Below are 17,411 nucleotides of genomic sequence, written 5' to 3' on the forward strand. Positions count from 1 at the left end.
GACGTTGCGCTACATCTGCAGCTCGGGGCTCACCGTCTTCAGCGACCACACCCGTTGCCGGCGCGCGGCGACGGTCGTCGCGAGGAGCGCGACGGAGAGCCAGGCGAGCAGGACCAGCACGTCGGAGAGCACCCGGACGTCCGGGCCGCCGTAGACGAGCTGTCGCAGACCGTCGACGGCGTACGACATCGGCAGCGCGTGGTGCAGCGGGTGCAGCGCCGGCGGGAGCGTCTGCCACGGGAAGGTGCCGCCGGCGGTGATCAGCTGGAGCACCATCAGGACCAGGCCGATGAACTGGCCGGCCTTGCCGAACCACGTGGCGAGCGCGTGCACCATCGCGACGAACACCGCCGAGGTGAGGACGAGGAAGGCCAGCGCGCCGGGGATGTTGGCCGGCACGATGTCGAGGACCCCGAAGACGATCGTGGACATCACGACCATCTGCGCGACCCCGAGCAGCACCGGCGCGAGCCAGCCGCCGAGCGCGACGCGCAACGGGTGCTGGTCACCGGCGAGCGCCCGCGGCGAGAGCGGTCGCACCAGCAGGAACAGCACGTAGCCACCGATCCAGGCGGCCAGGCTGAGGAAGAACGGCGCGAGCCCGGCCCCGTACGTCCCGGCCGTGGCGTCGGACCGGGAGTCCACGCGCACGGGGTCGCCGATGACGTCGGCCAGCCGCTCGCGCGTGGTGCCGTCGACGTCGGGGACCTGCGAGGCGCCCTTCTCCAGCCCCGTGCGGAGCTTGCGCGCCCCCTGGTCGAGCTTCTTCAGCCCGGTGCCGAGCTCGTCGGCACCGTCGGAGAGCTGCGACGCCCCGTCGCGCAGCCGGACCGCGCCGGAGCGCGCCTGTCCGATGCCGTCGACCAGCTCGGGCACGGCCGCGGCGAGCGCCTCGTTGCCGTCGGCCACCTGGTCGGCGCCGCTCGCGAGCCGGTCGAGCCGCGCGGACGTGCGCCGCACCGTGGCGGTCCCGTCGGCGACGGTGGCGCCCAGGTCGTCGTAGACCGCGAGCACGGCCTGCTGCTGCTCGCCGGTCAGGCCCTGCTGGCGCATCCGCTGCACGAGCTCGCGACGTCGCTCCTTGCGAGCGCGGTCGATCTGCGTTGCCGCAGCCGCGGCCTCCGCCCCGACGTCGGCGATCCGGGCGTTGGCGTCGGCCACCTGTCGGGCGCCCCGGGCGAGGCGTCGCGTCTGCGACGGGAGCGACGAGGTCTTGTCGGCGATGGTGCCGAGGCCGGTGGCCAGCTCGCCCGCGCCGTCCTCGAGCCGACCGGCCCCGCCAGCCAGCTGCCGGGCGCCGGAGCGGGCCTCCCCGAGGCCGTCCTCCAGCTTTCCCGCACCGTCGGCGGCCTGGGCCAGCTGGGTGCGGATGTCGGAGAAGCCGGTCAGGAAGGTGGTCGCCGCCTCGGCGCCCACCTGGCTGGCGAGCGCGTCGCGGACCCGATCGGTGACGGTGCCGGCGATGGTGGTCGAGAGGTAGGAGTTGGCGTCGTTGGTGATCAGCGCGAGCCGGGCCCGCTTCGGGTCGAGGTCGGCGTTGCTGGCCAGCGACGCCGAGAAGTCCTGCGGCACGTGCAGCGCGAAGTCGTAGGTCCCGTCCTGCACCCCGTCCTCGGCCTGGGCCAGGCTGACCTCGCTCCAGTCGAAGTCGCCGCCGTCGAGCAGGTCGTCGGCGACCTGCCGTCCGGCGTCGAGGCGGGTGCCGTCGGGCAGGTCGGCGCCGGTGTCGTCGACGACGATCGCCGCCGGCACCTGGTCGAGGTTGCCGTAGGGGTCGTAGTTGGCCCACAGGTAGAGCCCGGCGTACATCGTCGGCACCAGGACGAGCGCGACGACGGCGAGCTTGGGCAGCCGCCCCGCGGTGATCCGGCGCAGCTCGTTGAGCGCCATCCTGAAGCCGGTCACGCGGACACCTCCTGGTCGGTGGGGCGGGGCCCGATGGTCGCGGTGCGGTCGGCGCGGTCGGCGACGTGCGAGGCAGCGGTCGGGCTGGCGGTCACCAGCACGCCGGCCCCCGCGGTGGCGGCGTCGGCCACGACCTGCCACCACCCGTCGGGGAGCGCGCCGTGGCGCTCGGGGAGGGCGAGGACGAGGAACGTGGGCTCGCGCAGCAGCGCCAGCCGGGTCATCAGCGAGACCCGTGCGACCGGCTCGAGGTCGCCGACCTGGGCGTCGCCGTCGACGTCCGGCCCGAGGCCGGCGTCGGCGAGCCAGGCGACGACGTCGCGCGGCCACGCACGGCGGCCGGCCATCGCGAGGTCCTCGCCGACCACGGCGCGCACCGGCAGCACGGGCTCGGGCGCGGTCACGCCGACGACGTCGACGAGCGCCACCTCGTGCTGCAGGCGCCGGGCGTCGGCGGCGCCGTCGACGACCACCTCGCCCTCCACGCCGGCCAGCCGTCCGGCGACGGCGAGCGCGAGCAGCGCGTGCCGGTCGTCGGGGTCGCCGACCGCGAGGGTCACCTCGCCCTGCACGACCTCCAGGCTGGTGGCCGGCAGCAGCCAGGCCCGGCGGCGACGGATCGCGACGCCGCGCGCCTCGAGGCGTACGGGCTCGGGGGCGGGGGCCGGTTCCGGCTCGGGCTCGGCGGCGGGCGGCGCGGGGTCCTGCTCGGCCTCGGCGGGGGTGTCGTCGGTGTCCACGGTGCTCCTGGTGCTGGGGGTGTGCGGCGTCGTGGGGGCGCCCGGACCAGCCTGTCCCTCCGCGGCCCGCGGCACCAGTTGGCGACCCCGTCCGGCGGTGGGACGCTCCTCACGTCGGGCTCGCGCGGGAGGTGCGACGATGGGCGCGTGAGCGAATCGCGACCCGTACGCACCTGGCTGACCGACATGGACGGCGTCCTCGTGCGCGAGGAGGACCCGATCCCCGGCGCGAAGGAGTTCATCGCCGCGCTGCGCGAGAACGACGTGCCGTTCCTGGTGCTGACCAACAACTCGATCTTCACCCCGCGCGACCTGCGGGTGCGGCTGCTGCGCAGCAGCGGCATCGACGTGCCGGAGGAGTCGATCTGGACCTCGGCGCTGGCGACCGCCAAGTTCCTCGACGACCAGCGGCCCGGCGGGTCGGCGTACGTCGTCGGCGAGACCGGGCTGACCACGGCCATCCACGACATCGGCTACGTGATGACCGACCAGGAGCCCGACTACGTCGTGCTCGGCGAGACCCGGACCTACTCCTTCGAGGCGATCACGCGGGCGATCCGGCTGGTCAACGACGGCGCCCGGTTCATCGCCACCAACCCCGACGTCAGCGGACCGAGCGCGCAGGGGGTGCTGCCGGCGACGGGAGCGGTGGCGGCCCTGATCAGCGCCGCCACCGGACGCCAGCCGTACTACATCGGCAAGCCCAACCCGCTGATGATGCGCAGCGCGCTCAACCGGCTCGAGGCGCACTCCGAGACCACGGTGATGATCGGCGACCGGATGGACACCGACATCATCAGCGGCCTCGAGGCCGGCATGCGCACGATCCTCGTCGCGAGCGGCCTGACCGAGCGCCACCAGGTGCAGGAGTTCCCCTACCGCCCGACCCTCGTCGTCGACTCGATCGCCGACGTGGTCGAGATGGTCACCGAGATGGCGCTGCCGGAGGACGACGCCATCTGAGCGACGGCGTCGGCCACCCGGCTCAGGCGGCGCGGCTGGGGACCAGGCGGTGGAGCAGGGCGCGCAGCGCGCTCTGCGGGCGCGGGCGCTGGAGCGGCAGCAGGTGGGTGAGGCCCTCGCGCTCGGCCATCAGCCGCACCGCGTCGTCCTCGTAGGCCTGCGCCAGGTCGTGGGCACCCGACAGGTCGTCGCGGGCGACGGCCTCGTCGATGCGTCCGGCGTAGTGGTCGTGGAGCTCGTTGAGCTCGTCGATGAGTCGCATGTCATCTCCTCGGATAGGACTCCTCCCCTCCAGTGTGACGACTCGATTGGAACGATCCAATACGACGGCGCTGTGATCTCGGTCAACCGCGACCCACGGTCCCTACTGCAGCGCCGCCGTGAGCCGCATGACGGTGTCGACGTAGCGCCGGCCCGGCCCGCGCCGTCCCCACTCCTCGAGGGTCAGCTCGCGCGAGAGGGCGCGATAGCGGTCCTCGACGCGGCGCACGGCCGCGACCACGTCGGCGCCGGTCATCATCAGCGACACCTCGAAGTTGAGCGCGAACGAGCGCTGGTCCATGTTGCTCGACCCGATGACCACCACGTCGTCGTCGACCGAGAAGTGCTTGGCGTGCAGGACGTACGGCGCGGGGTAGCGGTGGATCCTCACGCCCGCCTCGAGGAGCGCCTCGTAGTAGGAGTTCTGGGCGTGGCCGACCATGAACTGGTCGGACACCTCGCTGACGAACAGCTCGACGGCGACGCCGCGCCGCGCGGCGGTGGTGACGGCGTAGAGCAGGGACTCGTCGGGCACGAAGTAGGGGCTGGTGATCGAGAGCCGGCGGGTCGCGCCGTAGACCAGGGTGGTGAAGAGCAGCAGGTTGTTCTCGGCGGCGTAGCCCGGCCCGCTCGGGACCACCTGGCAGCTCGCGCCGGACACCTCGCCCGGCTGCGCCTCGCCCGCGGGCGGGCCCGGCACGACGTCGAGCACGCCGCCGGTCTCCAGCGCCCAGTCGGAGGCGAAGACGGCCTCCAGCGACGCGACGACCGGACCGCGCAGCCGGACCATGAGCTCGACCCACTCCCGGCCGAGCCGGTGGTTCTTCGGCTTGTTGTAGCCGGGCTCGGTGAGGTTCTGCGAGCCCATGAAGCCGACCACGCCGTCGACGACGAGGAGCTTGCGGTGGTTGCGCAGGTCGGGGCGGCGGAACTTCCCCTGGAGCGGCGCGATCGGGAGCATCGGGTGCCAGTCGACCCCGGAGGCGTCGAGGGCGCGGCGCAGGTCGGGCCAGCCGGGGATGCCGCGCGAGCCGAGGTGGTCGAGGAGCAGGCGGACCGCCACCCCGCGGCGTACGGCGTCGCCGAGCGCGTCGAGCAGCGGACGGGTCAGGTCGTCGAGCGCGGTGATGTAGAACTCGACGTGGACGTAGCGCTCGGCTTTGCGCACCGCTTCGGTCATCGCCGCGACCGACCCGGCGTAGTCCTCGAGGAGCGTCACGGTGTTGTCGTGGGAGAGCGGCAGCGACGCGAGGTGGTGGTTGAGCCGCACGGCCGACGTGACGTACGCCGGCACGTCCCGCGGCTCCTCCCGCGGCTGCAGCGGGGTGGCCCGCTCCGCGATCACGGCGTTGATCCGGCGCAGCCGCTGCTCGCGGCGCCGACCCAGGCGGGCACTGCCGAAGAAGGCGAAGGCGATCAGCCCGAGGGCCGGCGCGAGCAGGACCAGCAGCAGCCAGGCCATGCCCGTCGACGGCTTGCGGCGCGCCGGGATGATGCCGAGCGCCGCGACGCGCAGCGCGATCCCGACCAGCACGGACAGCGAGGCGAGCACCGCGAGCACGGTGGTGACGGGGTTGTCAGGCACGGGTCGCCTCCGTCTCGGGGTCGAGCACCCGGCCGAGGACCGCGCTGGCGACGATGCTCGCCGAGACGACGATCAGCCACGACACGAGCGCGAGCGCGGCGCCGATCACGCCGTAGTTGTCGGCGTTGCGGGTGACCAGGCCGGGCAGCCAGATCGCGGTGCCCCAGCCCACCAGCACCTGCACGACCGCGCTCGCCACGGCGCCCGGCAGCAGCCGGCGCAGCGGCACCCGGCGGCCGAGCATGAGGTGCGCGGCCAGCGCCCAGCCGCCCACGAGCACGACGACCTGGACCACGACCACCACCGGTGTCACCAGCGGACCCTCCTCCAGACGTCCGCCGAGGAAGGACAGCCCGAACAGCACGACGAGGAGCACGCCGAGCCCGACGGTGCGCTGGCCGGTTCCCCGGATCCCGGTCCGGGGCAGCGACCAGGCGGCGGCAAAGGTGCGCTGCAGGGAGCGGGCGAAGCTGTTGGTGGTCCAGAGCAGGACCACCACGCTGAGGATCGTGATGCCGCCGGTCGCGTCGGGTGGCCGGTCGAAGAGGATCCGCACGGACGCCTCGGCGCTGCCGTCGAGGTCGAAGCGGTCGACGAGATAGCCGCCCACCGCGCCGGCGCCGCCGGTGCCGGAGACGGTGGCGACCACGATCAGCAGCGGGATCACCGCGATGAAGGCCTGGCCGGCGAGCATCAGCACCCGGTCGCGGCCGTCGACGGCGAGGAACACCCGGACCAGGCGTACCGGGACGGTGTGCTCGAAGCGGTGCTCGAGCTCTCGCGCGTGGTCCACGAGCACGCGTGGACCCGGGGCCGACATGGCCCGACGATAGCGGTCCGTTGCGCTGCAGCACGGGGTTCCGCCACGCTTCGGGCAGGTCGGCGGAGGGAGACGGACATGCGCAGGTCGGGACGCGGGCTCGGGCTGGCACTGGCGACGCTGCTCCTGGGCGGCGCCCCGGCCGTCGCCGACGAGGCCAGCGGCACCGAGGGCTCCATGACTGCTGGGGCGGACACAGCGACGAGCGCCGCACCGGAGGCCGAGCAGCAGCTCGCGGAGACGTACGCCCCGGTGATGATGCTCGTCGCCCAGCCCGAGGCGTGCGGGCCCGGCGAGCCCTACGTCCCCCGGGACGTCGACCCGCTCTTCGGCGAGCCGTCCATCGCCCTGCGCGGACCCTGGACCGATCGCGACCTGGTCGCCGTCGCCCCGACCGCCGAGGACCTCTCGGTCGGCCTCGACGGCTATGCCCTCGACCAGCCGGGCGACCCGCTCAAGCCCGGCTGCACCTACGAGGAGTGGGCCGACAGCGTCTGGGGCTCGGACCCCGAGCCGACGATCTACGCCCGCGTCGTGACCCAGTCGGGCGTCGACGACCGGCTGGCGCTGGAGTACTGGTTCTACTACCCGTTCAACGACTACAACAACAAGCACGAGAGCGACTGGGAGCGGATCCAGGTCGAGTTCCCGGTCGGCGACGCCGAGGCGGCGCTCGGGACCGACCCCGACGTGGTGCTCTACTCCCAGCACTACGGCGCGGAGCGGTCCGCGTGGGGCGACGACAAGCTCGAGGTCGACGACGGCACCCACCCCGTCGTCTACGTCTCCGCCGGCTCGCACGCCAGCCAGTACGCCGAGGGGCTCTACCTCGGCCGGTCGGCCACCGAGGGCTTCGGGTGCGACACGACGCTCGGCCCCCACGACGAGGTCCGCCCGACGGTCGTCACCATCCCGAACGACCTGGCGGCCGCGGCCGAGGCGTTCCCGTGGACGACCTACCGCGGCCACTGGGGCGAGGTCGGGCCGCAGCGCTTCTACGAGGGTCCGACCGGGCCGAACATGAAGCAGTCGTGGAAGCGGCCGTTCGCCTGGTCGGCCAAGGCCCGCGACCACTCGTTCTCGCTGCCCGGCGCCGAGGTGGCGAGCAGCACGGCCGGCTCCTCCTTCTGCAGCCTGGTCGGCGGCGGATCCGACGTCTTCCGGAAGTTCTCCGCCGACCCCGGACCCACCCTGCTGGTCCTGCTGGGCGTGCTGCTCCTGCTCGGCTGGGTCGTCCGCCGGTCCGGCTGGGACGAGGCCACGCCCCGCCCGGTCATCGCCCACCGGCGTCCGGGCCAGGTGGTCGCGGCGGCGCTGAAGATGCTGGCCCGGCACTGGCGCGTGTTCCTGCTGGTGGCGGCTCCGGCGGCGGCGGCCTCCGTGCTGTCGTCGGTGCTGACCGGCGTGGCGCCGCCGGTCTCCACGTGGTGGTGGTCGGCACTCGGGGTGGTCGTGCTGCTGACTCTCGGGCTCGCGCTCGCCTGGGCGCAGGTCGCCTCCGCGCAGGCGGTCGTCGACCTCGACGAGGGTCGCGTGCCCACCCTCGGCTCGCTGGTCGCGGCGACCCGGGCGCGGGTGCCGGCGCTGGTCGCGACGCTCGCGGTGTGGGCGGTCGTGCTGGTGCCGCTGCTGGTGACCGGGTTCCTGTCCCCCGTCGCGCTGGCGCTGCTGGTCGCGTGGTCGCTGGTGCTCCCGGTCGTCCAGCTCGAGGGGCTCGCGGGCTGGCGGGCGCTCGCGCGCAGCTGGCGGCTGGTGCGCCACCAGCTGCTGACCGTGCTGCTGGTGCTCGCGGTGTCGGTGGCGCTCGTGTCGGCGCTCGGCGGCGCGCTGGCGACGATCGTGTTCATCGTGTCGCCCGCGCCCTTCGGCGTGGTGAGCGGCATCCCGCAGCTCGTCACCGCCCTGGTGTGGCCGGTCACCGCGCTGCTGACGACGTACGCGTGGGCCAACGGACGGGCGATCGAGGCGCGGGCGCCGGAGCCGGCCGGCAACGACACCGCCGCTCCGGCCCCGGCCTGAGCGGCGGGGCGGGGCGGCGGGACGGTGCCGGGCGCGGCGAGAGCCGCTGCTGCGTCAGACGTGGGCCTTGTTGCGGCCGGAGAGACCCTCGGCGACACCGATCAGGAGCACGGCGGCGACGATCGCGACGATCGCGCCGAGGACGTTGAGCTCCATGATGTCGCCGGTGCCGAGGGCGCTGGCGACGACGCCGCCGATCACCGAGCCGACCACGCCGAGCAGCAGCGTGGCGAGGATGCTGAGGTTCTGCTTGCCGGGCTTGATGAGCCGGGCGAGCGCGCCTACGACGAGTCCGAAGACGAGAAAACCGATGATGCCCATGTGCGTGCTCCTGTGCCTCGGGGATGCCGGGACGGGTGGTCCCGGCTCTTCGAGACTAGCCCGCTCCCGCGTCCGATCCACGCACGAACGGGTGGGACGCGTCGCCGCCTACCGGACGGCCGGCGGCGGGTCGAGCAGCCGCCCGCGCCGCCACGACGCGTGCACGACGAACGCCGCCACGACCGCGCCCGCGGTGCCGAGCGACAGGTCGCCCAGCGTGTCGGCGTAGGCGAACTCCCGCTCGGTCGAGCGGCTGATGAAGGCGAAGAACTCCGCGACCTCCCACGCGATGGCGGCCGTCGCCCCGAAGGCGAGGCACCGCTCGACGACGCGTCCGAGGCCGACGTCACGGGGCAGCGTGAGCAGCACGAACGCCGCGGCGAGGAGACCGGTGTTCATGAAGTGCATCCAGTCGTCGAACCACACGACCGTGTCGTAGAGGTCCATCCGGTTGCCGAGGATGTCGGTGAAGCAGGTGATCGTGATCAGCAGGTCGGGCAGCCACGGGAACGAGATCCGGTCGCGCCACAGCGCCCACCACAGGACGGGGACGGTGAACGAGATCAGCGGGTAGCCCACCGCACGCATGCCGGCCGCCTTGTCGCGGAGGTTGCCCTGGTCGGGGTAGAGCAGGGCCAGCACCAGCAGCAGGACCAGCGCCCCCTTGGCGAACACGTTCGCCGTCCTCGCCACCGTCGGTGTCGCCGACTGGTCGATCACTGCCTCTGACACGCACACCCCGTCCCCGGCGCCGTGCGGGTCACGCGCCGTAGACCGGTCAGTCTTCCATCCGTCCCCGCGCGCCTCACCACGAGGCGGCGTGGCACTCCCGGGCCTTGCTCGCCTCGACCTGCAGCGTCGCGTGGTCGATGCCGTGGCCCTCGCGCAGCGCGGCCTGGCTGCCGGCGAGCACCGCCTGCGCGTCCGCGCCGACGCGCAGCACGACGTGCGCCGTCGCGACGTTCATCCCCGACGTCAGGGTCCAGGCGTGCAGGTCGTGCACCTCGGCGACGCCCGGCACGGCCTCGAGGTCGCGCACGACGGCCGCGAGGTCGAGGCCCTGGGGCGCGTGCTGGCCGAGCACGGCCAGCACCTCGCGCCCGAGCACGACCGCGCGGACCGCGACGAAGACGCCGATCGCCACCGCGACCACCGTGTCCCAGGCGGGCGACACGGTGAGCCGTACGAGCAGGCCCGCCACCAGGACGCCGACGCTCCCCGCGGCGTCGGCGACCACCTCGAGGTAGGCGCCCTTGACGTTGATCGACTCCTGCGCGCCGCCGCGCAGCAGGAGCAGGCACACCAGGTTGACCAGCAGCCCGACGGCGCCGACGACCAGCATCGGCCCGGCGGCCACCTCCACCTCGGTGCCCGCGCGGCGCACCGCCTCGACGACGACGTAGGCGGCGACGCCCAGCATCACCAGCACGGTGAAGCCGGATGCGAAGACCTCGGCGCGGTAGGAGCCGTAGGTCCGGCGGCCGGTCCCGTCGGGGCGGGTGGCGATCTTGGTGGCGAGCAGCGCGGCACCCAGCGCCACCACGTCGGCGGCCATGTGGCCGGCGTCGGAGAGCAGCGCGAGCGAGCCGCTGGCGAGCCCGACGACGAGCTCGACGACGAAGAACGCCGCCACCAGCCCGAAGGAGACCGCCAGCCGCCAGCGGTGGCGTCCGCCGGCGTGGCCGTGACCGTGCCCGTGGCCCATCAGGCCGGGCCTCGGGTGACCTCGCGCGGCGTCATGGCGACGATGCTAGCCGCGGCGCAGGAAGCAGGCGGCGGGCCCGCCACGGGGGATGAGCGGACCCGCCTGCGCACAGTGTGCACCATCGGACCTGCACGCAACCTGACTGCCGGGTGACCGCGGCTCGGCTAGCGGCGTGGGAGGCGGACGGCGAAGGCCGCGCCGCCCGGACCGTCGCCGAGGAGCACCTCGCCACCGAACGAGCGTGCCATCCGGCGGGCGATCCCGAGACCCAGGCCGGCGCCGCCGGCGCGTCGTGAGACCCCCGGCTCGAAGAGCGTCGCGCGCACCCCCTCCTCCACGCCGTCACCGTCGTCGCGGACGACCAGCTCGACGTGGTCGGGGTGGTCGGTCGCCTCGATCACCACCCGCTCGCGCCCGTGCCGGCACGCGTTGTCGACGAGCGGCGCCACCGCCCGCACGACGAGCCCCGCCGGGGCGGCGACCGACGCGGTCGACGTCGCCGTCCGGTCGACCACCTCGAGCCGGCCACCGGCGGCGGCCACCAGGGCGGGCACCACGTCGGCCACGTGGCACTGCTCGCGCCCCGAGGTCGTGCCGTCGCGCGCGATGTCGAGCAGCGAGGTGATGACCGCGCCCATCTCCCGGGCGGACGCGGCGATCTGCTCGAGGTCCTCGCGCACCGCCGGGTCCGCCACCCCGCGCAGCAGGGCCAGGTCGGCCGAGCCCTGGATCCCCGTCAGCGGGGTGCGCAGCTCGTGGGCGAGCTCGGAGGTGAGCCGCTGCTCCGACCGGATCGCCGACGCGACCCGGTCCAGCAGCCCGTCGAGGGTCGCGCCGAGGGCGGCGAGCTCGTTGGTCGGCGGGCCGAGCGCGAAGCGGTGGGACAGGTCGTGCTCGCTCCAGTCGGCCGCGCGGTCGGCCATCACCGTGACCGGACGCAGCGCCTGGCTGGTCACCCGCAGCGCCATCAGCGCGGTGGCGGCGATGACCAGCACGCCGAGCACGACCGCGGCGATCAGGGCGTAGAGCTCCGAGCGCTCGTAGGGCGCGGTCTCCTGGCTGACGACCAGGACGCCTCCCTCCCCGCTCGGGGTGGTGAACGGCGTGCCCAGCAGCCGGTCGTCCTCCTCCCCGCCGCTGACCGTCCGGACCACGTCGGTGGTCGCGACCCCGTCGGCGGCGTCGCGGACCTCGGAGGCGACCGAGCCCGCGACCCGGCGCCCGTCGCCGTCGTAGACCACCATGCCCGGCTGCAGCGACTCCTCCGGCACCGTCAGCCGGTCGGTCGACGCCTGCTGGAGCACCCGCACCATGGCGTCCGTGCGGTCGTCGAGGACCTGGCGGATGTCGCGCTGGGCGGCCACCTCGAGGACGACCTGGATGCCGAGGACCACCAGCACCATCGCGACCGTCATCAGCCCGACCGTGGAGGCGACGATGGCGCCGCGGAACGACCGCGGCGCGAACCGGCCGAGCCCGCTGCGGCCGGCGTCCTGCGTCTCCTCCATCACCTCAGTGTGAAGCCCACGCCGCGGACGGTGGTGAGCTCGAGCGGTGAGTCGACCTCCCGGAGCTTGATCCGGATGCGCCGGACGTAGGAGTCGACGGTGTTCTCGCTGACGATGCCGCCGTGCGGCCACGCGGCTGCCACCACGGCCCGACGGCGTACGACCTCACCGGGGCGTGACGTGATCGCGGCCAGCATCCGGAACTCCGTGGGCGTCAGCAGGACCTCCTTGCCGTTGCAGGCCACCGAGTGCCGCGCGGGGTCGAGGACCAGGTCGGTGGGGGCCTCGGCCACGACGAGACGGCCACGGCGGGCGAGAGCCTCGACCCGGGCGATCAGCTCGAGGACGTCGAACGGCTTGGGGAGGTAGTCGTCGGCCCCGGCGCTGAAGCCGGCCAGTCGGTCGTGGACCGACCCCAGCGCGGTCAGGAACAGCACCGGCGCCGACTGGCCGGCGGAGCGCAGCGCCTGGCAGACGTCGCGGCCGTCGGCGTCCGGCAGTCCGATGTCGAGGATCAGCACGTCGAGGCGGTCGTCCTCGCCGAACATCCGCAGCGCCTCGCCGCCGTCGTGGGCGGCCACCACCTCGTGGCCCACGATGCGCATCGCGTCGGTCACCACGCGGCGGATCGTCGGGTCGTCCTCGCAGAGCCCTACCCGTGCCACGTCCTGCTTCCTCTCGTGCGCCTCACGGCACCAGCATCCTCCGCGAACCTGCACGTGACCTGACTGGCGCTCGGGAAAGTCAGGTCGGGTGCAGGTTCACGGTCCTACCGTCGAAGCATGTTCGATCTCATCAACGGCCTCCCCGTCCACCCGCTGGTCGTCCACGCCGTGGTCGTCCTGCTCCCCCTCGCCACCCTCGGCACGATCGCGATCGCCGTGCGGCCCGCGTGGCGTCGTCCCTACGGCCTGCTGGTCGTGGCGTGCACCGCGGTCGCCACCGTGCTGATCCCCGTGTCGACGTCGAGCGGCGAGGCGCTGGAGAAGCACGTCGGCAACCCGGGTGAGCACGCCGAGCTCGGCGAGCAGCTCATCTGGTTCGCGATCCCGATGCTCCTGCTGGCCGCCGCGATGTGGTGGCTGGACCGGCGAGCCGGTGCGGGCCGTCCCGCGGGCGCCGGCGTGGTGCGTACGGTCACCGTGCTCGCCGTCGTGGCGGCGCTCGCCACCACCGTGCAGGTCTACCGCGTCGGCGACTCCGGCGCGAAGGCGGCGTGGGGCGACCAGGTCGCTGCCAAGTAGGGACCTCGTTTCGGTCCCCGCGGGTGGGGTCACCTAGCCTGCGGAGGTGGAGAGGCGGCTGCTGGCGGACACCCGACCGCTCGCCAACCCCCACTTCCGCCGGCTGTGGCTGGCCAACATCGTCACCGTCATCGGTGCCCAGCTGACCGTCGTGGCGGTGCCGGCCCAGATCTACGCGATCACCGGGTCGTCTGCCTACGTCGGCCTCACCGGCGTCTTCGGCCTGGTGCCGCTGGTCGTGTTCGGCCTCTGGGGCGGCGCGCTGGCCGACGTGTTCGACCGGCGCACGCTGCTGATGGTCACCACCACCGGCCTGATCGCCACCAGCGCGTGCTTCTGGCTGCAGGCGGCCTTCGGTGGTGACGACGTCTGGCTGCTGCTGGCCCTCTTCTCGGTGCAGCAGGCGTTCTTCGCGGTCAACCAGCCGACCCGCTCGGCGCTCCTGCCGCGGTTGCTTCCGGCCGACCTGCTGCCGGCGGCCAACTCGCTCAACATGACGGTCATGCAGGCCGGCGGCATTGCCGGACCGCTCGTCGGCGGGGCGCTGATCCCGCTCGTGGGCTTCTCCTGGCTCTACCTGCTCGACACGATCACGCTCTTCGCCACCCTGTTTGCGGTCATCGGGCTGCCGGCGCTGCCGGTGGTGGGCGCGACCGGGACCCCCGGCATCGGCGCGGTCGTCGACGGCTTCCGCTACCTGCGTACGCAGCCGGTGCTGATGATGTCGTTCGTCGTCGACATCATCGCGATGGTCTTCGGGATGCCGCGCGCGCTCTTCCCCGAGCTGGCGCACGTCGACTTCGGCGGTCCGAGCGAGGGCGGCCTGGCCTTCGCGCTGCTCTTCGCCGCGATCCCCGCGGGCGCCGTCGTCGGCGGGGTGCTGTCCGGCTGGGTCTCCCGCGTCGAGCGCCAGGGCCTCGCCGTGATCGCCGCGATCATCGTCTGGGGCCTCGCGATGGTCGGCTTCGGCACGGCCGCGCTGCTGGCGCCCCACCTGCCCGGCATGCTCGGCGTCGCCGTCCTCATGCTCGCGATCGGCGGTGCCGCCGACATGGCCTCTGCCGCCTTCCGCACCTCGATGCTCCAGGCCGCCGCCGACGACTCCGTGCGCGGCCGACTCCAGGGCATCTTCATCGTCGTGGTCGCCGGAGGCCCCCGCGTCGCCGACGTCGCGCACGGCGCCACCGCCGCGGTGACCGGCGCCGCCGTCGCCGCCGCCGGCGGCGGCGTGCTGGTGGTCGTGCTCACCGTCGCCGCCGCCCTCGCCGTCCCGGCCTTCGTGCGCTACCGGGTGACGCGGGTCGGCTGAGGGCGCAAGGCTCGGGTCATGACACGACCTGGGTCGCCTCCGACGACCCTTCCCGTCCTGAGGTGACACGCCCTGTGTCACCACGCCCCTCTACCAACCGCGGGTTGTGCACCGCGGTGTGTCGCGTTCGAGGGGCTTGCGCGAAACCGTGCCCGAGCTCCCGGCGGCGCGGCTAGGGTTCCTGGTCCATCGAACCGGGGGAACGTGATCTCGTGAAGCTCGTCTCGCTGGCCGCTGCTCTCCTCGCAGTGGCCGTCCAGCCCATGCCCGCACTCGCACAGCCGGCCGCGCCGACCCACGACCGCCCCTCGGCGTTCCCGAAGGCGGTGGTGAAGGCCTCGGCGAGCGAGGTCACCGAGGGCGACCGCCTCACCGTGCGCGTACGCGTACCTCGTGCCGGGCTCGCGAAGAAGGTCGTCCTCCAGGAGCGTCGTACGACGATCCTGGGCGATGTCGTGTGGGAGGACGTGACGACGCGGCGAGCGCGGTCGCGCGTGAAGTTCGTCGAGACCGTCACCTCGCTGAACACCGCGTCCTACCGAGTCGCCGTCAGCTACCGCGGGCGGGTCAAGCCCGTCGTGTCCCGCGCGACGAGCGTGAAGGTGTGGCGGTGGGTCCCGCTGCACGAGTTCGCGCCGTATTTCCAGACGTCTCAGGCGACGTATGGAGAGTCCGAGATCAACGGCGTCCGCTACGAGGTCTGGGGCGGCCTCTACAGCTACTCCACTCGCTCGTGGGAGGCCCGCGTGACGCCGGGCCGTCACTGCATGCGGTTCCGCGCGACCCTCGGCCTGGCCGACACCTCCGACGACGGCTCCACGGGGACCATCGCCTTCACCACCGACGAGAGCGCGACCGTCTACCAGTCCCCGGCCCTCACGCCCGGGATGACGCTCCCCGTCGAGCTCGCGCTGCCCAGCCCGTACCGCTTCGGCATGCAGGCAGCCAACACGTCGGCCGAGAAGGTGAAGGCGTTCCCGATGGTCGGCAACGGCGCCTTCTACTGCACCGGGATCGAGTGACCGCGGCCCGCTACGGTCGACGCGTGATCCCGCCCACCGTCCTCGACGTCACCGGCGCGGCAGGCCACCCGGGCGACCGCGCACACCCAGGGGTTGTCAGGCTCTCGCTGAACATGTCAGGGCGTGCACGGCCTGACATGTTCAGCGATCCCCGGCTGACCGGGGATCGCTGAAAAGAGCCCGGAGAGAACCCTCAGACCGCGCGCCCCTCCGGCACCTGCGTCAGCTTCGGGTCGCGGATGACGACCGAGCCGATGGCGTCGTCGATGCGCTTCATCACGTCGTCGTCGAGCCTCACGCCGGCGGCCTTGACGTTGTCGGCGACCTGCTCGGGGCGCGAGGCGCCGACGATCGCGGAGGCGACGTTGTCGTTCTGCAGCACCCACGCGACGGCGAGCTGGGCCATGGTGAGCCCGGCGTCGGCAGCGACCGGCTCGAGGTCCTGCACGGCGGTGAGCACGTCGTCCTTCATCCAGCGCGAGATCATGTCCGACCCGCCCTTGGTGTCGGTCGCGCGGGAGCCGGCCGGCGGCTCGGCGCCGGGCTTGTACTTGCCGGTCAGCACGCCCTGCGCGATCGGGCTCCACACGATCTGGGAGACGCCCGCCTCGCGGGAGGCCGGGACGACCTGCTCCTCGATGACGCGCCACAGCATCGAGTACTGCGGCTGGCTGGAGATCAGCTGGAAGCCGAGCTCCTTCGCCATCGCGGCACCGGCGGTGATCTGGTCGGCGGTCCACTCGCTGACGCCGATGTAGAGCGCCTTGCCCTGGCGCACCACGTCGGCGAACGCCTGCATGGTCTCCTCGAGCGGCGTCTCCACGTCGTAGCGGTGGGCCTGGTAGAGGTCGACGTAGTCGGTCTGCAGTCGCTGCAGGGAGCCGTTGATCGACTCCATGACGTGCTTGCGCGACAGCCCGGTGTCGTTCTTGCCCTTCGGTCCGGTCGGCCAGTAGACCTTGGTGAAGATCTCCAGCGACTCGCGGCGCTCGCCCTTCAGGGCCTCGCCCAGCACGGTCTCCGCCGCGGTGTTGGCGTAGACGTCGGCGGTGTCGAAGGTCGAGATCCCCTCGTCGAGCGCGGCGCGCACGCACTGCGTGGCGACGTCGTTCTCGACCTGGGAGCCGTGGGTGAGCCAGTTGCCGTAGGTGATCTCGGAGATCTTCAGACCACTGTTGCCGAGGTATCGGAATTCCATGGCTCCGACACTAGCGACGCCGTCGCAGGGCCCTCACCCCGCGGGGCGACCCTCAGGGCACGGCCTCCCAGTCGTCCCAGCGCACCTCGACGCCGCGGGCGCGGTCCGGAAGCCGCGGTCGCGCAGGGCCGCCTCGAGCGCCTCGACAGTCGCGCTCACCGGGCCTCCGGTGCCGGCCGCAGCCGCCGGTCGAGCCACCCGAAGAGCGCGAAGAGCGCCACGAACAGCAGCGTGATCCCGGCGCACGCGACCCCGACCGCGCCCCAGCCCTGCTCGGCGGCGTTCAGGAACGGGTACGGCACCCACCCGTCCACCTGACCCATGACCAGCGTCCAGGCGGTCCACAGCACCGGCCAGACCAGCGCGTACGCCGCGTCCCGGGTCGTCACGCGCGGTCGCGGGCCGACCCACGCCCACGCTGCGACGGCGAGCACCGGCACCGCCATGTGGAGCAGCTTGTCCGCGACGAGGTCCGCGCCGTCGAGGTCGAGCAGCGGCCGCAGCAGGAAGAAGTGGACGACGCCGGTCACCGAGATGCCGACCAGGCCCGCGAGCCGGGCGACCCGCCAGCCGCGCGAGTCGAGCGCGGGATCGCGTGCCAGCGCCGTCGAGGTGACCGCCACGAGCAGGTTGCTCTGGATCGTGAAGTAGGCGAAGAACCGGTAGATCCGCGTCGCCAGCCCCGGCGGGTCCTCCTCGACCAGGATCGCCTCACCCGTGAGGACGAGCAGCAGCTGGAACAGCACCGCGAACCACGCCACCGCCGCCACGACCAGGTGCACCCTGCGGGCACGCTCGGCAGCCATGGCGC

The 17,411-nt window shown here is 73.3% G+C and carries 17 protein-coding genes; 5 read left to right on the top strand and 12 right to left on the bottom strand.

The window, feature by feature from the left end; all coding sequences use genetic code 11:
- Nucleotides 1–9 precede the first annotated feature (9 nt).
- Both KDN32_RS20185 and KDN32_RS20190 read right to left on the bottom strand, forming a co-directional pair.
- Nucleotides 10–1,905: a YhgE/Pip family protein gene (locus tag KDN32_RS20185; protein WP_211734227.1), complete on the bottom strand. Its 1,896-nt coding sequence runs from the start codon at nt 1,903–1,905 to the stop codon at nt 10–12.
- Nucleotides 1,902–2,645 carry a hypothetical protein gene (locus tag KDN32_RS20190; RefSeq protein WP_211734229.1) on the bottom strand — a complete coding sequence of 248 codons (744 nt, stop codon included), beginning with the start codon at nt 2,643–2,645 and terminating at the stop codon, nt 1,902–1,904. Before KDN32_RS20190 ends, KDN32_RS20185 begins: the two co-directional genes overlap by 4 nt.
- Before the next feature lie 186 nt (nt 2,646–2,831).
- Here KDN32_RS20190 and KDN32_RS20195 point away from each other — a divergent pair, with 186 nt between their 5' ends.
- On the top strand, nt 2,832–3,608 hold the full coding sequence (locus KDN32_RS20195; protein ID WP_211735051.1) for an HAD-IIA family hydrolase: 777 nt from the start codon (nt 2,832–2,834) through the stop codon (nt 3,606–3,608).
- A 22-nt stretch (nt 3,609–3,630) separates the two neighbouring features.
- On the opposite strand, the gene KDN32_RS20200 is transcribed toward KDN32_RS20195, so the two are convergent.
- The 3 genes from KDN32_RS20200 to KDN32_RS20210 all read right to left on the bottom strand — a co-directional run bounded on the left by KDN32_RS20200 (nt 3,631) and on the right by KDN32_RS20210 (nt 6,274).
- On the bottom strand, nt 3,631–3,870 hold the full coding sequence (locus KDN32_RS20200) for a hypothetical protein (protein ID WP_211734230.1): 240 nt from the start codon (nt 3,868–3,870) through the stop codon (nt 3,631–3,633).
- Between the two features lie 102 nt (nt 3,871–3,972).
- Nucleotides 3,973–5,454 carry a cardiolipin synthase gene (cls, locus tag KDN32_RS20205; RefSeq protein ID WP_211734232.1) on the bottom strand — a complete coding sequence of 494 codons (1,482 nt, stop codon included), beginning with the start codon at nt 5,452–5,454 and terminating at the stop codon, nt 3,973–3,975.
- Nucleotides 5,447–6,274, bottom strand: coding sequence for a YhjD/YihY/BrkB family envelope integrity protein (locus KDN32_RS20210; protein ID WP_211734234.1), 828 nt, complete (start codon nt 6,272–6,274; stop codon nt 5,447–5,449). Before KDN32_RS20210 ends, cls begins: the two co-directional genes overlap by 8 nt.
- A gap of 78 nt (nt 6,275–6,352) precedes the next feature.
- Between KDN32_RS20210 and KDN32_RS20215 the strand changes: the two genes are divergently transcribed.
- Complete coding sequence (locus KDN32_RS20215; protein WP_211734236.1) at nt 6,353–8,293, top strand: hypothetical protein; 1,941 nt, start codon at nt 6,353–6,355, stop codon at nt 8,291–8,293.
- A gap of 54 nt (nt 8,294–8,347) precedes the next feature.
- Here the strand turns inward: KDN32_RS20215 and KDN32_RS20220 are convergent, their stop codons facing one another.
- The 5 genes from KDN32_RS20220 to KDN32_RS23450 all read right to left on the bottom strand — a co-directional run bounded on the left by KDN32_RS20220 (nt 8,348) and on the right by KDN32_RS23450 (nt 12,492).
- Nucleotides 8,348–8,614, bottom strand: coding sequence for a GlsB/YeaQ/YmgE family stress response membrane protein (locus tag KDN32_RS20220; RefSeq protein ID WP_249217275.1), 267 nt, complete (start codon nt 8,612–8,614; stop codon nt 8,348–8,350).
- Nucleotides 8,615–8,722: 108 nt separating this feature from the next.
- Entirely contained in the window at nt 8,723–9,346 is a 624-nt protein-coding gene (locus KDN32_RS20225) for a DUF2238 domain-containing protein (protein ID WP_211734238.1), read from the bottom strand.
- Nucleotides 9,347–9,419: 73 nt separating this feature from the next.
- The gene (locus tag KDN32_RS20230) at nt 9,420–10,319 is read right to left on the bottom strand and encodes a cation diffusion facilitator family transporter (protein WP_211734240.1); all 900 of its coding nucleotides are present in this window, start codon (nt 10,317–10,319) and stop codon (nt 9,420–9,422) included.
- A 164-nt stretch (nt 10,320–10,483) separates the two neighbouring features.
- Nucleotides 10,484–11,827, bottom strand: coding sequence for a sensor histidine kinase (locus tag KDN32_RS20235; RefSeq protein ID WP_211734242.1), 1,344 nt, complete (start codon nt 11,825–11,827; stop codon nt 10,484–10,486).
- Nucleotides 11,827–12,492, bottom strand: coding sequence for a response regulator transcription factor (locus KDN32_RS23450; RefSeq protein ID WP_211734244.1), 666 nt, complete (start codon nt 12,490–12,492; stop codon nt 11,827–11,829). The genes KDN32_RS20235 and KDN32_RS23450 overlap by 1 nt, the downstream gene beginning before the upstream one ends.
- A gap of 117 nt (nt 12,493–12,609) precedes the next feature.
- Here KDN32_RS23450 and KDN32_RS20245 point away from each other — a divergent pair, with 117 nt between their 5' ends.
- From KDN32_RS20245 to KDN32_RS20255, 3 genes are all read left to right on the top strand, one after another.
- Complete coding sequence (locus KDN32_RS20245; protein WP_211734245.1) at nt 12,610–13,071, top strand: DUF2231 domain-containing protein; 462 nt, start codon at nt 12,610–12,612, stop codon at nt 13,069–13,071.
- Between the two features lie 46 nt (nt 13,072–13,117).
- A complete protein-coding gene (locus KDN32_RS20250; RefSeq protein ID WP_211734247.1) occupies nt 13,118–14,380 on the top strand; it encodes an MFS transporter in 1,263 nt (420 codons plus the stop codon).
- Nucleotides 14,381–14,592: 212 nt separating this feature from the next.
- Nucleotides 14,593–15,402, top strand: a complete 810-nt coding sequence (locus tag KDN32_RS20255; protein ID WP_211734249.1) for a hypothetical protein — start codon at nt 14,593–14,595, stop codon at nt 15,400–15,402.
- 193 nt (nt 15,403–15,595) lie between these two features.
- Here the strand turns inward: KDN32_RS20255 and KDN32_RS20260 are convergent, their stop codons facing one another.
- Together KDN32_RS20260 and KDN32_RS20265 are read right to left on the bottom strand one after the other, a co-directional pair.
- Complete coding sequence (locus tag KDN32_RS20260; RefSeq protein ID WP_211734251.1) at nt 15,596–16,600, bottom strand: aldo/keto reductase family protein; 1,005 nt, start codon at nt 16,598–16,600, stop codon at nt 15,596–15,598.
- 155 nt (nt 16,601–16,755) lie between these two features.
- Nucleotides 16,756–17,406: a Pr6Pr family membrane protein gene (locus tag KDN32_RS20265; RefSeq protein WP_211734253.1), complete on the bottom strand. Its 651-nt coding sequence runs from the start codon at nt 17,404–17,406 to the stop codon at nt 16,756–16,758.
- Nucleotides 17,407–17,411: the final 5 nt, after the last annotated feature.

The sequence above is a fragment of the Nocardioides palaemonis genome, assembly GCF_018275325.1.
Classification (GTDB): Bacteria; Actinomycetota; Actinomycetes; order Propionibacteriales; family Nocardioidaceae; genus Nocardioides; species Nocardioides palaemonis.

Bases quoted from the DNA above. Each gene is read 5' to 3' on its own strand.
- KDN32_RS20195 (WP_211735051.1), top strand. From the start codon at position 2,832: ATGGACGGCGTCCTCGTGCGCGAGGAGGACCCGATCCCCGGCGCGAAG.
- KDN32_RS20200 (WP_211734230.1), bottom strand. From the start codon at position 3,870: ATGCGACTCATCGACGAGCTCAACGAGCTCCACGACCACTACGCCGGA.
- KDN32_RS20210 (WP_211734234.1), bottom strand. From the start codon at position 6,274: ATGTCGGCCCCGGGTCCACGCGTGCTCGTGGACCACGCGCGAGAGCTC.
- KDN32_RS20215 (WP_211734236.1), top strand. From the start codon at position 6,353: ATGCGCAGGTCGGGACGCGGGCTCGGGCTGGCACTGGCGACGCTGCTC.
- KDN32_RS20220 (WP_249217275.1), bottom strand. From the start codon at position 8,614: ATGGGCATCATCGGTTTTCTCGTCTTCGGACTCGTCGTAGGCGCGCTC.
- KDN32_RS20230 (WP_211734240.1), bottom strand. From the start codon at position 10,319: ATGGGCCACGGGCACGGTCACGGCCACGCCGGCGGACGCCACCGCTGG.
- KDN32_RS20235 (WP_211734242.1), bottom strand. From the start codon at position 11,827: ATGGAGGAGACGCAGGACGCCGGCCGCAGCGGGCTCGGCCGGTTCGCG.
- KDN32_RS20245 (WP_211734245.1), top strand. From the start codon at position 12,610: ATGTTCGATCTCATCAACGGCCTCCCCGTCCACCCGCTGGTCGTCCAC.
- KDN32_RS20260 (WP_211734251.1), bottom strand. From the start codon at position 16,600: ATGGAATTCCGATACCTCGGCAACAGTGGTCTGAAGATCTCCGAGATC.
- KDN32_RS20265 (WP_211734253.1), bottom strand. From the start codon at position 17,406: ATGGCTGCCGAGCGTGCCCGCAGGGTGCACCTGGTCGTGGCGGCGGTG.